The organism is Bradyrhizobium nivariense, assembly GCF_029846695.2.
Lineage (GTDB): Bacteria > Pseudomonadota > Alphaproteobacteria > Rhizobiales > Xanthobacteraceae > Bradyrhizobium.
On sequence record NZ_JARWCR020000054.1, the window covers coordinates 1 to 15268 of the forward strand.

The window sequence follows — 15268 nt, forward strand, 5'->3', positions numbered from 1 at the left end:
CCGGGGCCTCGTCCTATGAGACACGCTATCGGACGCGAGTGATCAACAATTTGCACCGACGTGCCAAGGCATTCGGCTTTGTCCTGCACCCCTTGGAACCGGGAGCTGGTGCCGTTTCTTAGGAATCGTTCTCCAGCGTCAGCTCCCCGATCTTGGCGTGCAGCGACTTCACATCGATCGCAGGCGTGGCCGTTGCAGCGCTGCCAGGTCCAAAAACTCCGGAAGCGCCACTCTCCAGCTGCGCCTTCCACGCCGTAATCTGATTGGGGTGGACGTCAAAGTGCTCAGCCAGCTGAGCTATCGTCCGGCCGCCCTTGACGGCGGCAAGCGCCACCTTCGCCTTGAAGGCCGGTGAGTGGTTCCGGCGGGCTCGTCTGCTCATCGTCGCTCCTGATTCGCAGGCACCAGCGTGCCCGCTGTCAGGCAGAAACTCCACTTATCGACCTGTTCAAATTTGCGGAGCCGGCTCTGTTGTGCGCTCCTATGCCATAGCGTCGGCTCATCGGGCGCGTCGTCACGTCCAAATCAAAGGTAAACCGGACTTCAGGGGTGACGTCCTAACCAGCGCGATTGACCAGGCTGTGCGAAAACCCCACCGATGCTATACTTCTCTTGCTGAAATCGGCGGGGGAAGCGATGCAGGGTTTCGTTCAAGGGGCGGATCGCCAGCAGATCACGCTGTTGCCGGAATGCCTCGATGATTGGATCGACGAGAACAATTCTATTCGTGCGGTCGATGTGTTCGTTGAGGCACTGGATTTGCGCGACCTCGGCTTTGAAGGGGTCGATCCTGCAGCGACCGGCCGGCCGGCGTACCATCCTTCGCCGATGCTCAAGCTCTACATTTACGGCTATCTCAACCGGGTCCAATCGAGCCGGCGGTTGGAGCGCGAGGCTGGCCGCAATCTTGAAGTGATGTGGCTGACGGGACGGCTCGCGCCGGATCACAAAACCATCGCCGACTTCCGCAAGGACAACGGTCCCGCGATTAAGAAGGTTTGCGCGCAATTCGTCGAGTTGTGCCGCAAGATGGGCCTGTTGGCGAAGGCCAGCGTTGCCATTGACGGCAGCAAGTTCAAGGCCGTGAACAGTCGCGACAACAACTTTACGCGAGGCAAGATCCAACGCCGCCAGAAGCAGATCGAAGAGAGCGTGGCGCGTTACATGAGCCAACTGGACACCACCGACCGCCAGACTGCCGCAGGAGAAGAGCCGTCGGAAACGGTGCTGCTGACCAAGACGCGGCTTAGGGAAAAGCTAGCGAAGCTTGAAGAAGAAGTGAAGCGGCTGGCCGCGATTGAAACGGCATTGCTCGCCTCGCCCGACAAGCAGATATCGCTGACCGATCCCGATTGCCGCTCGATGGCAACGAGGGGGCGACTCCGGCATGGTCGCCTACAACCTACAAAGTGCGGTCGACACCACGAACCATCTGATTGTCGCGCACGAGGTCACCAACGTCGGCACCGATAGATCGCAACTGACGACGATGGCGCAGGCGGCGAAAGCTTCGCTGCGCAGCGATCATTTGGACGTCGTTGCGGATCGGGGCTACTTTAAAGGTGAGGAACTCCTGGCATGCGAACACGCCGGGGTCGCGGTCACGCTACCCAAGCCGCAAACCTCGGGAGCCAAGTCGGCAGGCCGCTTTGGGAAGCCTGATTTTGTCTATTTGGCCAAGGACGACGTCTATCGCTGCCCGGCCGGCGAGAAGCTGGCGCACCACTTCACCGCTGATGAAGAAGGCCAGAAAATGCGGATTTTCCTGACGAAGGCGTGCCGCGCCTGCCGGTTCAAGGATCAGTGCACAACGTCCAACGAGCGCCGTATCAAACGCTGGGAACACGAACACGTCGTCGAGGCCGCGCAGCCGCGGCTCGATCAGGACCCGCAAGCCATGCGTGTGCGCCGCGAAACCGTCGAGCATCCGTTCGGGGCGACGCACTTTCTGATGAAGCGATTGCCCAATGTAGCGACCGAAATGGCGCTGAACGTACTCAGCTACAATCTCACGCGTGTGCTGAACATCGTCGGCGTCAAGCCATTGCTGGCAGCCATGCGGGCGTGAGGCGCGGGCAGTGGACAAGGCGGCACCGACGGCCGCCCCACGTTGCACGGAGGCGCAAGGAGGTTGACGTGAGACGCAGAACAGCAAAAATACTCTGAAATCGCCGCGTTGGTGTCAGTCATGGTTAGTCGAGAGCGGCTTGGGAATGCTGAGCCGCGTTTTTACACAGCATGGACCCAAGGCGGACCTAAGGTGAGCTGCGCCAACGCGCCGCTATCAGCGTAGAGCGGACCTGACAGAAGTGCACCAATTTTATGAGTACGCGCCTTAGTTGGCACTTAGTGCGTCGCCCATGCGGGCCGGGCTGTTGGCTACGCTGAAGCCCCGCAGGCGGGTCTTCCCCCTTGCGGGCTGCCATCCCTGACGCAAACGGCTCAGGCTCCTCGAATAAGCCGCAGATGCTGGTTCGATCGGGAGCAGCTTCACGGAGCGGGCTTTAATCCACTCAGCGCGTCAATGTCTATGAGCTCAAGGGCGTCGAATGGAAACGACATTTCGCGAAGCAGTCACCGCGTCGAGCAAACGCGTTTTCATTAACTCCGTACAGATCGACGACGGTGATTTTCACCGTCGTGCAGAACGGCAACGTATCCGCGGGACGAACGATGTGCGTCTTGGCACACGATGCTTCCGGTGAAGGACCACCCCGCTCTCGAATGGGCTTTCCTTGGTTCCGGCGCGGCCTTCTACGATCAACCCGCAAGGGGTTCGCTCCGCAAGCGTGCGACCTCTTCGGCTTCGCCTCTCGAGGTGACCGCGGCCGCCCCCGAACCCATCGGCGCCTGTCGAGCGGGGATGGTCCCCGCCGCAAGACGGGAGCCTTTCAATGTCGCACAATCTCACCCTCGCTCAGAACCATGCCTTCGATCTGGCCAGCACGCTGATGGTGCCGGTCATCCTGTTCCAGGTCGATGACGAATTCGGCGTCATGGTCTCCAGCGAGTACGACGGCGAGCACGAGGCCATCGTCCACGAATACGATCCTTGGTCCCCGGCTCATTGAGCCGGGTGACCGGCTGCCGCTGGCACCATGCCGTCTGCAAGGGAAGCTTCGCCGCGGGCCCGATCCGCTGAGTAACGGCTTGTCACCGCGCCCTTGCATCCGGCCGGCTTCGCGGCCGGTCGGGGTCGTTCCGCAAGTGTTGGAACAAGCAAAACAATCTAAGGAAGGGGTCGGGCCTTGCCTGCGGCAAGCCCGGCACAGGCATATGGACAGAAAAGAAGTCGAAGTGCTGCGCAAGCAGGTGAGCTGCTCGGCCCTGCTCGAGCAGGATGGCTGGAAAGTCGATCTCAAGGAAGGTACCCGCCGGGCGACCAAGTATCGCCGCGACGAGAGGATCGTCATTCACGAACGTCGCGGCTGGTTCGATCCGCTCTCGACGGCAAAGGGGGACGTGTTTTCGCTCGCCCAACATCTTGGCGCCAATGGATTCGCTGACGCCAAAACCACTCGCCTCGATCGCGCAGCGTTGGCGTCGTCGCTCCGAACCTCGGCCCGGCTCCGCGAGCTGGCGCTATCTGCTCGAAAAGCGGCATATCCCCGAACGGATCATCGTCGCTGCCATTGCCGAAGGACGACTTCGCGAGGGCCCGCAAGGCAGCATGTGGGCGGCACACAGCGATTCGGTCGGCGTCATCACTGGCTGGGAGGAGCGTGGCCCGAGCTGGCGCGGATTTGCGACGGGCGGCGCGAAGGAGCTGTTCCGCCTGGGCGGCGCCGATGGCTTACGCATTTGTATAACGGAAGCGGCGGTCGATGCGATGAGTCTTGCCGCGCTCGAAAAGTTACGTGATGACACGCTGTATATCAGCACCGGCGGTGGATGGGCGCCGGCAACAGAGACGGCGATCCGTGCTTTGGCCCGGCGCGCCAATGCCCTCATTGTCGCGGCGACCGATAACAATCGGCAGGGCGAAGTCTACGCCCGTCGGATTCAGGAGATCGCGGACAAAGCCGGCTCTCGTTTCGTGCGGTCGCAGCCGCGCACCGACGATTGGAACGAGGACCTCAGCGCCGGCCGAATTGAGGTGGACAGGAAGGCAATACGGCATGGTCCCGTGCCGAATGCCGTCCGCGCGAAGGCGAACAAATATGAGGAATGAAAAAGAGAAGGACCGCTGCCTCATGCCCGGCCGGCACATCAAGGGTGAAGCGTCGCCCGCGTGCCGCGGCCCTTGACCCGCCGACCGGAGAGGCGGCCGCCGAGGAGGTGTGACGAAGGACTGAAGCGATGAGGAGATCAGGCGGATCGCTCGCGCTTCAGCCCAGTCAGGCTGAAAAGGAGCCGCCGATGCACACCTCCCTCACCATCCGCAAAGTCTTCGAAGGCGTCGCCACGCGCCCCGAGATGTACCGCATGTTCCACCGCCATCGCGGCGATCCGGCAATGGCCGAGGGTGACGCCCCGCATCTCTTTGCCGGCGAGTGGTTCGAGATCGCAGAATGCAATCATGATTATATGCTCGAGATCCTGCCGCCGCTATGGATGCGCGCCGACATGTTCGCGATGCGCGAATTCTTGACCGGCAGCGTCACCAGCGTCTTCTTCGCGCTCACCATCGATGGCAGGCGACGCTGGTTCCACGGCTATTGCGATTTGTCGGACCGGGGTTCGCCCGAGCGGATGAAGGCAGAGATCCTTGAGCGCGAATCGCGGCCGGTCCGCGCCATGACGCGCGACGAGCGGCTTGAGCACATCTGGTCGAGTACGCATGACGACTATCGCGGCTATGCCGGCGAACGCTGGCCCGCGCCCATGCGCGGTCGCCGCACCGTGCTCGTCTACGCGGGCCAGCGCGGCACCGTCCTGAAGCTTCTCGACGACCTGACGGAGGCGGAGATCGCGGCCAAGCTGCCGGTGCACCTCCGCCATCTGCCGGAGACGGTCGCGGCCTAGCCTCGCCCTTCCCTTCCCGACCTGCGAGCAGCCCGGCACACGCCGGGCTTCGCATTTCCGCATCCGGCCCTGGCGCCGGCTCTCCGTCGATCCCGCAAGCGCCCATGCCCTCGGTCGCAGCCCGCGCCGGCGGACGGCTGCGCGCGCCCAGCAGAAGGACCTTTCCAAATGGCGCATGACGATCCTTTCACCCTCGACCTCTTCGGCAACACCGCCCTTTCGTCGGGCCTCGGCCTTGGCGTTACCGCGTTCGGCCCCGATCCCGGCGGCGACGACGATCATGATGACGATCCGCCGCCGTCGCCGTCGGCCACCGCAGGGCCGGCGGTCTCGTCGACGCAGCCCTCCCCGGCCGGCTCGCGCAAGCGCGACAATTTCTACCTTGCCGATGCGCGCGGCCTCGCAAGGAACTGGAAGCAGCGCGCCCGCGACAATGTCGCGGCGGTCCGGCTCGCCTCACAGATCGAGGCCGAGCAGCGGCCCGCGACGATTGACGAGCAGCGGCGACTGATCCGCTTTACCGGCTTCGGCGCGTCGGAGCTTGCCAATGGCATCTTCCGCCGGCCGGGGGAAACCGAGTTTGCGAAGGGCTGGGACGCGATCGGCGCCGATCTGCAGGATGCGGTCGATGATGCTGACTACGCCTCGCTCGCGCGCTGCACCCAGTACGCCCATTTCACGCCGGAGTTCATCGTGCGGGCGATCTGGGCGGTATTGCTGCGGCTCGGCTGGCGCGGCGGACGGTTGCTCGAGCCCGGGATCGGCACCGGCCTGTTTCCGGCACTGATGCCCGAAGCGCTACGCCATGTCTCGCACGTCACTGGCATCGAGCTCGATCCCGTCACGGCGCGCATCGCGCGGCTGCTGCAGCCGCGGGCGCGGATCATCGCCGGCGATTTCGCGCGCACCGATCTGCCGGCGCGGTTCGACCTTGCGATCGGTAATCCGCCATTCTCCGATCGCACCGTCCGCTCGGACCGCGCGCTGCGCTCGCTCGGTCTGCGGCTCCACGATTACTTTATCGTTAAGGCGATCAAGCTGTTGAAGCCGGGCGGCCTCGCCGCCTTCGTCACGTCGCACGGCACGATGGACAAGGCGGATGGCTCCGCGCGCGAGCTGATCGCCAAGCATGCCGATCTCCTCGGTGCGATCCGCTTGCCGGAAGGCAGCTTCCGCGCCGATGCCGGCACCGACGTCGTGGTCGACATCCTGTTCTTCCGCCGGCGCAAGCACCTGGAGGGCGACCTGTCCTGGCTCGACCTCGAGGAGGTGCGCCCGGCGACTGAGGACGAAGGCGCCATTCGCGTCAACCGCTGGTTTGCGCGGCATCCCCAGCTTGTGCTCGGCGCGCACGCGCTGACCCCCGGTCCGTTCGGAGAGACCTACACCTGTCTTCCCCGGGCCGGCGAGGATCTCGCGCCCGTACTGGCCGAGGCGATCACCCTCCTTCCGGACGGCCTCTATGACGGCGAACCGGAGGCGATCGACCCTGACGGCGAGGATGAGGCCGTGCCGGCGAAGTCGGATAGCTCCGCGAGCCTCACGGCGCGCGAGGGCAGCTATCTCCTCGATCACCGGCATGGCCTGATGCAGATCCTCGACGGGGAGCCAGTCTCTGTTGCGGTGCGCAAGGGCCGCAGCGCCGACGGCATTCCGGAAAAGCATGTCCGGATCGTCCAGAAGCTGATCCCGATCCGCGATGCGGTGCGCGAGGTCCTGAAGTGCCAGGAGCTCGACCGACCGTGGAAGGATGCGCAGGTCCGCTTACGCATCGCCTGGTCGAACTTCGTCCGCGCCTTCGGTCCGATCAACACGACTGTCGTCTCGACGATGGAAGATCCGGAAACCGGCGAGGTCCGCGAGACCCATCGCCGGCCGAACCTCCAGCCTTTCCTCGATGATCCCGACTGCTGGCTGGTCGCGTCGATCGAGGACTACGATCTCGAATCCGACACCGCGAGGCCGGGCCCGATCTTCACCGAGCGGGTGATCGCTCCGCCGGCGCCGCCGATCATCACCAGCGCCGCTGACGCCCTGGCCGTCGTGCTCAACGAGCGCGGCCACGTCGATCCCGACCACATCGCTGAGCTCTTGCATCGCGATGCGGACGACGTGATCGCCGAACTCGGCAGCGCCATCTTCCGCGATCCGGCCGACGGGTCGTGGCAGACCGCCGACGCCTATCTCTCAGGCGCGGTCCGATCGAAGCTCGCGGCGGCGGAGGCTGCGGACGCGCTCGACCCCGAATATGAGCGCAATGTGGCGGCCCTGCGGGAGGTGCAACCCGTCGACCTCCGGCCATCAGACATCACCGCGCGGCTCGGCGCGCCGTGGATTCCCGCTGCCGATATCGTCGCCTTCGTTAAGGAGACGATAGGCGCCGAGATCAAGATCCACCACATGCCCGAACTGGCATCGTGGACCGTGGAAGCCCGCCAGCTCGGCTGGATGGCCGCCGGCACATCCGAATGGGGCACCGAGCGGCGGCACGCCGGCCAGCTTCTCTCCGATGCGCTCAATTCCTCGGTGCCGCAGATCTTCGACACCATCAACGACGGCGATAGCGAGCGTCGCGTCCTTAACGTCGTCGAGACCGAGGCGGCGAAGGAGAAGCTCCAGAAGATCAAGACCGCCTTCCAGAACTGGATCTGGTCAGATCCGGACCGGACCGACCGGCTGGCACGGGTCTACAACGACCGCTTCAACAATATCGTGCCTCGCGCCTTCGACGGCTCGCATCTGAAGCTACCAGGCGCCTCGGGCGCATTCGTTCTCTACGGACATCAGAAGCGCGGCATCTGGCGCATCATCGCCTCGGGCGCGACCTATCTCGCCCATGCCGTGGGCGCCGGCAAGACGATGACGATGGCGGCTGCCATCATGGAGCAGCGCCGGCTCGGCTTGATCGCCAAGGCCATGCTGGTCGTTCCCGGCCACTGCCTGGCGCAGGCCGCGCGTGAGTTCCTGGCGCTCTATCCGGGCGCGCGCATCCTCGTCGCCGACGAGACCAACTTCACTTTAGCCAAGCGGCATCGCTTCCTGTCGCGCGCCGCGACCGCGACGTGGGATGCGATCATCATCACCCATTCCGCCTTTCGCTTCATTGGCGTGCCGTCTGCGTTCGAGCAGCAGATGATCCAGGACGAGCTCGAGCTCTACGAGCAACTCCTGACCAAGGCCGAGAGCGCAGACCGGGTCTCGCGCAAGCGGCTCGAGCGGCTGAAGGAGGGATTGAAGGAACGGCTCGAAGCGCTCGCCACACGCAAGGACGATCTCCTGACCATCTCGGAGATCGGCGTCGACCAGATCATTGTCGACGAGGCGCAGGAGTTCCGCAAGCTGTCCTTCGCCACCAACATGTCGACGCTGAAGGGCGTCGACCCCAATGGCTCGCAGCGCGCCTGGGACCTCTATGTAAAGTCCCGCTTCATCGAGACAAAGAATCCCGGCCGGGCGCTGGTGCTCGCCTCCGGCACGCCGATCACCAATACGCTCGGCGAGATGTTCTCGGTGCAGCGCTATCTCGGCTACGCGGCGCTTCTGGATCGCGGGCTGCACGAGTTCGACGCCTGGGCCTCGACCTTCGGCGACGTCTCGACCGAGCTCGAGCTTCAGCCGTCCGGCAAATACAAGCCCGTCACGCGCTTCGCGACCTTCGTCAACGTCCCCGAGCTGATCGCCATGTTCCGGTCCTTTGCCGACGTGGTGATGCCGGATGACCTGCGGCAGCACGTGAAGGTCCCGGCGATCTCGACGGGCAAGCGGCAGATCCTGACCGCAAAGCCAACCCCCGCCTTCAGGCGCTACCAGTCCCTCCTCGAAGCGCGGATCAAGGCGATCGAGATGCGCGACCGGCCGCCGGAGCCGGGCGACGACATCCTGCTTTCCGTCATCACCGATGGCCGCCATGCGGCAATCGATTTGCGTCTGGTCGATCCAGGTAGCGACAACGAGCCGGACAACAAGCTGAACCTGCTCGTCGCCAATGCCGTCCGCATCTGGAAGGAGACATCGGAGAACAGCTACATGCGCGCCGACGGCAAGCCCTACGAGCTGCCGGGCGCCGCGCAAATGATCTTCTCCGACCTCGGAACGATCAGCGTCGAGAAGACGCGCGGCTTCTCGGCCTATCGCTGGATCAGAGACGAGCTTGTCCGCATGGGCGTGCCGGCGTCCCAGATCGCCTTCATGCAGGACTTTAGGAAGTCCGAGGCCAAGCAGCGCCTGTTCGGCGACGTGCGCGCCGGCAAGGTCCGCTTCCTGATCGGCTCCTCCGACACGATGGGGACTGGCGTCAACGCGCAGCTTCGGCTGAAGGCGCTCCACCATCTCGACGTGCCGTGGCTGCCGTCGCAGATCGCGCAGCGCGAGGGTCGGATCGAGCGTCAGGGCAATCAGCACGATGTCATCGACATCTTCGCCTATGCCACGGAGGGCTCGCTCGACGCGAGCATGTGGCAGAACAATGAGCGCAAGGCCCGTTTCATCGCCGCGGCGCTCTCGGGCGACACGTCGATTCGCCGGCTCGAGGACCTCGGCGAGGATCAGGCCAACCAGTTCGCGATGGCCAAGGCGATCGCCAGCGGCGACCAGCGGCTGATGCAGAAGGCGGGACTGGAAGCCGACATCGCGCGGTTGGAACGTCTCCGCGCGGCGCATATCGACGATCAACACGCCGTCCGCCGGCAGATCCGCGACGGGGAGCGTGAGATCGAGTTGTGCACACGGCGGATCGCGGACGTCGGCAAGGATATTGAACGCCGCGTTGCGACGGCCGCTGGCGCCTTCGCCGCGAGCGTGGCCGGCAAGCGCTATGTCGAGCGCAAGGAGGCCGGCCGCGCGCTGATGAAGGAAATCCTGACTCTCGTGCAGCTGCAACAGGAGGGTGACACGATCATGGCCGCGATTGGCGGCTTCGACCTCGCATATTCCGGCGAGCGCTTCGGCCACGGCGGTTACCGCTACACGACCGTGCTGCTCCGCACCGGCACGGAAAATGAGATCGAGCTGCCGGTCACGGTCACGCCGCTCGGGGCAATCTCCCGCCTTGAGCATGCGCTCGACGACTTCGAGGGCGAGCAGGAGCGCTATCGCCAGCGTCTCGCGGATACACGCCGCAGGCTCACCTCGTATCAGGCGCGCGAGGACGGCGACTTCGCCTTCGCCGCCGAGCTCGCCGAGAAACGCCGGCAATTGGCGGAGGTGGAGAAGGCCCTTGCGAGCGATGTGGAGGGGAGCGGCGAGAACGCCATCGCAGCGTGATGAGGACGGAAAGGGAGCCCGCTCGCAGATCGGCCAGGCCCGCAGCGCTGACGCTCAACCGCGGCCTGCGCGATCCCGGCCCGTCGTCCTGCGCAGGGCTTAAGAGCCCTGCTTGTCCGGCCAGGCTGGGATGCTTGGCCGCAGTTGTGCCGGCCCGACCGCTCCGCGGGCCGGGGGATGTCTTCGGAAAGAAGACGAAGAAGGACCCGCGAGGCGCGGTCCACCAACCCCGAACAGGAGAAATCCAATGCAACTCATCAAGGTCGATCCGCGTGCGCTGAAGGAGAATCCGGATCGCATGCGCCAGTCGAAGTCGACGCCGCAGGCGGACGCCCTGCTGCTGGCGACGATCAAGGCCGTCGGCATCGTCCAGCCGCCCGTTATCACGCCCGAGACCGGCGGCGGCAACGGCTATCTCATCAACGCTGGTCATCGCCGCGTGAAGCAGGCGATCGCCGCCGGCCTCGAGGAGATCGACGTGCTCGTCGACGAGGCGGCGAACGACAACGGCGCGATGCGCTCGATGATCGAGAACATCGCCCGAGAAGCGCTCAATCCCGTCGACCAGTGGCGTGCAATCGAACGCCTCGTCGCGCTCGGCTGGACCGAGGAGGCCATCGGCGTCGCTTTGGCGCTGCCGGTGCGGCAGATCAGGAAACTCCGCCTCTTGGCGAACGTGCTGCCCGCCATGCTCGATCACATGGCGAAGGGCGACATGCCCGACGAGCGGCAGCTCCGCACCATCGCCTGCGCCTCGCTCGATGAGCAGAAGGAGGTCTGGAAGAAGCACAAGCCCTCCAAGGCCGATCCGCAGGTGTCGTGGTTTAGCGTGGCGCAGGCTCTGACCAAGACCCGCATGTACGCACGTGATGCCAGCTTCGGCGACGACCTCGCCCAGGCGTACGGAATCCAGTGGGCAGAGGATCTGTTCGCGCCAGCGGATGAGGACAGCCGCTATACCACGGACGTCGAGGCGTTCCTCGGCGCCCAGCAGGAGTGGATGGCGAACAACCTGCCGAAGTGCGGAGTCATCGCCGAGACGACGAACTGGGGCGAGGTGAAGCTGCCGCCGAAGGCAGAGCGCGTCTACGGCAAGCCCTCGAAGGGCGATTGCACGGCGATGTATCTCGACCGTGACGGCCGGGTGCAGAGCGTGCATTACCGCATGCCCGCGGCGAAAAAGGCGACGGGCAAGGCCGCGGCTGCCGACAGTGACGCTGCGGATGAGTCCGCAACAGGTTCGAAGCTCCGTCCCGACGTGACGCGCAAGGGCCTCGAGATGATCGGCGACTTCCGAACGGACGCGCTGCACGAGGCGCTGGCCCGCGCCCCGATCGAAGATGACACGCTGATGGCCTTGTTGATCCTCGCCTTCGCCGGCCAGAACGTCTCGGTCGATTCGGGCAGCGGCGGGACCTACTACGGCAACCGGCGCTTAGCCCGCCATGCCGCGGCGCTATTCAATCAGGATGGCAAGCTCGACATCGACATCGACATCGACAGGCTCCGCGTCGCGGCGCGCTCAACCCTCACGGAAGTCCTGTCGTGCTGGGAGAACCGCACCGACAGCGGCATCGTCGCCCGCGTCGCCGGTGAAGTCGTCGGCGCGGACAACTTCCTGCCAAACATGGGCACCGACGACTTCTTGTCGTGCCTGTCGCGTGCCGCGCTCGAAGGCTCGTGCAAGGACACGCCGGTTCTTCCGCGCCAGAAGGTGAAGGACACCCGCATCGCCCTAGTTGAGCACTTCAGGGAGGGTTGCTTCGTGCATCCGGCCGCGTTGTTCGCTCCGGACAAGGTCGCCCTGTCGTCCTGGCTGGCGAAGAACGCCGTCGCCGAAGACGCCGACGACCAGGTCGAGGACCCGGAGGCCGGCGATACCGACGATGGCGAAGCCTTGGACGACGAGGCGTTCCGCGAGGCGGCGGAATAGTCCGCCCGGCATCGACGATGCGAACGAACCCCCCGCCGCCGTCTCAGCCGGCGGCGGATTGGTTTCCAGCCCAATGAACAGGAGGACGTCCATGTCCGCACAATTGATCTACGACCTCGCTCCGCTCGGCTCGCTCGTCCGGTTTTCCGACGGTGCGCCGCGGCCGCCGGAGCGGCAGCGCAAGAAGCTCGCGGCCTGGGAACACCGCAATAGCGGCGGTCGCTTGATCCGCAAGCAGCCCGAACGCCGCGTCGGTAACACCGTCATCGGTGCGAGCATCACGCTGCACGCTCGCGAAGATGGCGGCGGTGGTGTTGTGGTGCTTCGCGTTCACCGGACCTTCCCGGTCGATAGCGGCCTGGCGTTCGTCGTGACCGAACGCCCGAAGCTCGGTGCGGTCCGCGTGCTCGACCGGCCCGGCGAGGATGCCAAGCTGGTCTATCTCGCCGGCAGCCGCGCCGATGCCGAAACCTGGCTGCAGAGCCACGGCTATCCAAATGCCGTTCTCGACGAGGTGACGGCCGAGGCGGTCGTGGCCGACGTCGCGGAGGGGAGGACAGCCGCATGACCGCGCCCACACTCCCTACCGCTATGACCGATGACTCGGCCGCCGGATTCCCCGAGGTTGCGTTCGGGCGCAGCGGCGATGGCTTCCTCGCCGCGCGCGTTGCCGACACCGCCTTCGCCATGCTGCCGGCACGCGAGGGCCGCCACTATCTCGCGACCGGCTGGCGCATCGGCCGGCCGATCGCCGAATGGAAGCACTCCGACTTCTACGGCCATTCGGGCGAGCTCGCCGACGAGGCCGCCTTCCGCGCGAAGGTGGCGGAGAATGCCGAGCACCAGCGCGAAGCGCGTGCGCTCGGCCGTCGCGACATCGCCTCGACGGCGCGCACGCCTTGGGGCCCATCTCAGGGCGCGACCGTCTATGCCGAAGGCGTCGTCTGCCATTCGACGGCAGCGCACGGCGGCTTTCACCTTTCCGCCGAACGCAATCGTAGCGTCCATCCGATGCTGCGCGCGCGGGATGGCTGGTACGAGGAGGACGAGGGCTGGGCGATCGTGGCGATCACCTTCCCGCATCTGTTCACGAGCTACGAGCGACGCTGCGCGGAGCGCACGATCAGGGATCGCTGGCCCGTTGCGTGGGAGGCGATTTTCGGGATCGTGCTCCAGCCGGGCGAATCCCGGGAGAAGGATCGCTGCGCCTTCGAGACGGAGCACGCTGGCGACTGGATCGTCGTGTCGGCGATCGCGTCGGATCAGCATCCCGGCTTTGTCGAAGTCGTCGCCACGCCCGGCGGCAGACGCGGTGCAGGCACTGAGGAGCGACGTTTCCTCGTCCCGTCCGACGAGTACCGGATTGGCCACTTCGGCTTCGTCGTCGATGAGACTCGCCACCCGGTCTATTCCGGACCGTCGAGCTTCGTCGCCTGGCAAGGGAGAAGATCGCCATGAAGGCCTCCTCCGAACGCCTCGACCAGCTTTCGCGCATGGAGGAGGCTCGGCGCCAGACGCAACGCCAGCTCGACATGATCGACCGGCAGATCATCCGCCGCATGACGCCGCTGATCCCGCAGCTTGGCCGCAAGCGGTTCGGATTCCGTCGCGGGAAGCTGCCTGACCCGAGGGCTTTCCTCGAACGCTACCGTTCGAACCTTGCGGCGATCACCGCAGAGCGCCAGCCGGAGATCGATGCCCTCTCGCGCAAGCTCGCCCGGCAGGATGCCGCGATCGAGGCGCTCCGGGCTCGACGCGCGCCGGTGTCTCGACACGCTCGTGACGACCCGGAGTGCGTACATCGCAAGGACGAATGTCGCAGTCCGGCCGAGTGTCGTCCGGGGAAGCGGCATGGCACTGCGGCATAGCGGACCAACACCGGTGCATACATCGCGGCATCCCCGGTCATACGTTGAGGGCGCAGAAGCGGCGGAGGCCACATCGAAGCTTTCCGGTATCGCCAACCAGGCCCGTACTCTGTCGCCTCTCCCCTCGGGTTTGCTGCGGTCTGCGCCCCCGGCGGCCCGCTTCAAGGCCAAGTCGCAAGCGACCGGAGACCGCCGATCTCGGCAAGGCTCGGCCGCGTCCGGCGCAGGGCCCAGCAGCCTGGGACCCCGCTTGTCCGCAACCGGACCTTGCTCGCCTGGCGGTGCGCGGACCTTCAAGCGGCCCTCATCCCGGCGGCGCTGGGCGACCGCACCCGAGGGGAGAGCCGGCAGGGCCGGACCGAACCCGACGGCGAAACCAGAAAAGGACTTCACCATGACCAAGACCGCTCGCGCACCCCGCACCAACGCCCGCGTCGTCCCGCTTCGCCGCGGCACCACCATCGAAATGGTCCGGCTCGTTTGCCCGGACGCAGCCCAGGCCACCCGCATCGCCGAGAGCTTCGGCCTCCCCGTCCTCGACAGCGACGCGATCTGCGACCTGCATCAGCGGCTCATCAGCGAGACCGCCGACGCGCTCGGCGAAGGCGTCAACGAACGCGCCATGCAGATCCACCTGCAGCGAATCGTCGGCTCCTATGTCGGCTCAGCCCACGGCGCCGGGCAGTTCTACAGCCGCGCGGTCACCGAAGCGCGCGAGGCGACGGCAAAGCTCGCCAACGACACGCGCGACGAGGACCTCGACGGACCTGTCGGGTTCGAATCCGCGGCCCAGCGCAAGCGCGAATTCGCGGCCGAGGTCGGCATCCAGGCGCACGCACTGCGCATGGCGGCCGAAGGCGCCGTCGCCGCCTACGAGCACGTCATCGGCGAGAGCTGGAAGCCGTTCGAACGCCAGCCCGATCAGCCGGGCGAGACCGTCAGCCGCAAGGCGGCCGAAGTTCAGATGGCAGCGTTCGGGTGATGCCGCCGGCGGGGCTTCGGCCCCCCTTTTCTCGTTCACGATCCGATGTCGGCCGACCCCTGCGGGCCGGCCGTTTTCATGTCGCACATCGCGACGGCGCAAACGAGCAAACAGAAATGACCCGGGATCGAGCGCACGTCGCGGCCCGTACCGGCTTTCGGTCGATGCTCCGGCCGGCGCGGCAGCGCAACGGCTTTGCCGTCCTCCACTGCGTTCCGGTCCGGCGTCTCTCCCTCACCCCGACCACCAGCGTCACCG

The 15268-nt window shown here is 65.6% G+C and carries 8 protein-coding genes and 3 pseudogenes; 10 read left to right on the forward strand and 1 reads right to left on the reverse strand.

Translation table 11 applies throughout. The features are described from left to right. Positions 1-124: 124 nt before the first annotated feature. A pseudogene (locus QCM77_RS32465) lies at positions 125-382 on the reverse strand (transposase); the annotation flags it as partial. Between the two features lie 254 nt (positions 383-636). Between QCM77_RS32465 and QCM77_RS32470 the strand changes: the two are divergent. The 10 genes and pseudogenes from QCM77_RS32470 (at position 637) to QCM77_RS32515 (ending at position 15010) form a co-directional block, all read left to right on the forward strand. Then, positions 637-2068: pseudogene (locus QCM77_RS32470) on the forward strand (IS1182 family transposase). Between the two features lie 826 nt (positions 2069-2894). Then, on the forward strand, positions 2895-3071 hold the full coding sequence (locus QCM77_RS32475; protein ID WP_279686191.1) for a hypothetical protein: 177 nt from the start codon (positions 2895-2897) through the stop codon (positions 3069-3071). A 205-nt stretch (positions 3072-3276) separates the two neighbouring features. Continuing rightward, positions 3277-4171: pseudogene (locus QCM77_RS32480) on the forward strand (DUF3991 and toprim domain-containing protein). Positions 4172-4359: 188 nt separating this feature from the next. After that, positions 4360-4965 (forward strand): DUF1419 domain-containing protein, encoded by a 606-nt coding sequence (locus QCM77_RS32485; RefSeq protein ID WP_279686192.1) that lies wholly within the window; start codon positions 4360-4362, stop codon positions 4963-4965. Positions 4966-5133: 168 nt separating this feature from the next. Continuing rightward, the gene (locus QCM77_RS32490; protein WP_279686193.1) at positions 5134-10227 is read left to right on the forward strand and encodes a helicase-like domain-containing protein; all 5094 of its coding nucleotides are present in this window, start codon (positions 5134-5136) and stop codon (positions 10225-10227) included. A gap of 247 nt (positions 10228-10474) precedes the next feature. Further along, on the forward strand, positions 10475-12160 hold the full coding sequence (locus QCM77_RS32495) for a ParB/RepB/Spo0J family partition protein (RefSeq protein WP_279686194.1): 1686 nt from the start codon (positions 10475-10477) through the stop codon (positions 12158-12160). Between the two features lie 91 nt (positions 12161-12251). Further along, complete coding sequence (locus tag QCM77_RS32500) at positions 12252-12728, forward strand: UCP036055 family protein (protein ID WP_279686195.1); 477 nt, start codon at positions 12252-12254, stop codon at positions 12726-12728. Next, positions 12725-13618 (forward strand): DUF7007 domain-containing protein, encoded by an 894-nt coding sequence (locus QCM77_RS32505; RefSeq protein WP_279686196.1) that lies wholly within the window; start codon positions 12725-12727, stop codon positions 13616-13618. The genes QCM77_RS32500 and QCM77_RS32505 overlap by 4 nt, the downstream gene beginning before the upstream one ends. Further along, entirely contained in the window at positions 13615-14028 is a 414-nt protein-coding gene (locus tag QCM77_RS32510) for a hypothetical protein (protein ID WP_279686197.1), read from the forward strand. Before QCM77_RS32505 ends, QCM77_RS32510 begins: the two co-directional genes overlap by 4 nt. Positions 14029-14422: 394 nt before the next feature. Beyond that, a complete protein-coding gene (locus tag QCM77_RS32515) occupies positions 14423-15010 on the forward strand; it encodes a hypothetical protein (protein WP_279686198.1) in 588 nt (195 codons plus the stop codon). Positions 15011-15268 lie beyond the last annotated feature (258 nt).

Excerpts from the sequence above, each read along its gene's own strand:
- QCM77_RS32515 (WP_279686198.1), top strand. The coding sequence starts at position 14,423 with ATGACCAAGACCGCTCGCGCACCCCGCACCAACGCCCGCGTCGTCCCG.
- QCM77_RS32500 (WP_279686195.1), top strand. The coding sequence starts at position 12,252 with ATGTCCGCACAATTGATCTACGACCTCGCTCCGCTCGGCTCGCTCGTC.
- QCM77_RS32485 (WP_279686192.1), top strand. The coding sequence starts at position 4,360 with ATGCACACCTCCCTCACCATCCGCAAAGTCTTCGAAGGCGTCGCCACG.
- QCM77_RS32490 (WP_279686193.1), top strand. The coding sequence starts at position 5,134 with ATGGCGCATGACGATCCTTTCACCCTCGACCTCTTCGGCAACACCGCC.
- QCM77_RS32495 (WP_279686194.1), top strand. The coding sequence starts at position 10,475 with ATGCAACTCATCAAGGTCGATCCGCGTGCGCTGAAGGAGAATCCGGAT.
- QCM77_RS32475 (WP_279686191.1), top strand. The coding sequence starts at position 2,895 with ATGTCGCACAATCTCACCCTCGCTCAGAACCATGCCTTCGATCTGGCC.
- QCM77_RS32505 (WP_279686196.1), top strand. The coding sequence starts at position 12,725 with ATGACCGCGCCCACACTCCCTACCGCTATGACCGATGACTCGGCCGCC.
- QCM77_RS32510 (WP_279686197.1), top strand. The coding sequence starts at position 13,615 with ATGAAGGCCTCCTCCGAACGCCTCGACCAGCTTTCGCGCATGGAGGAG.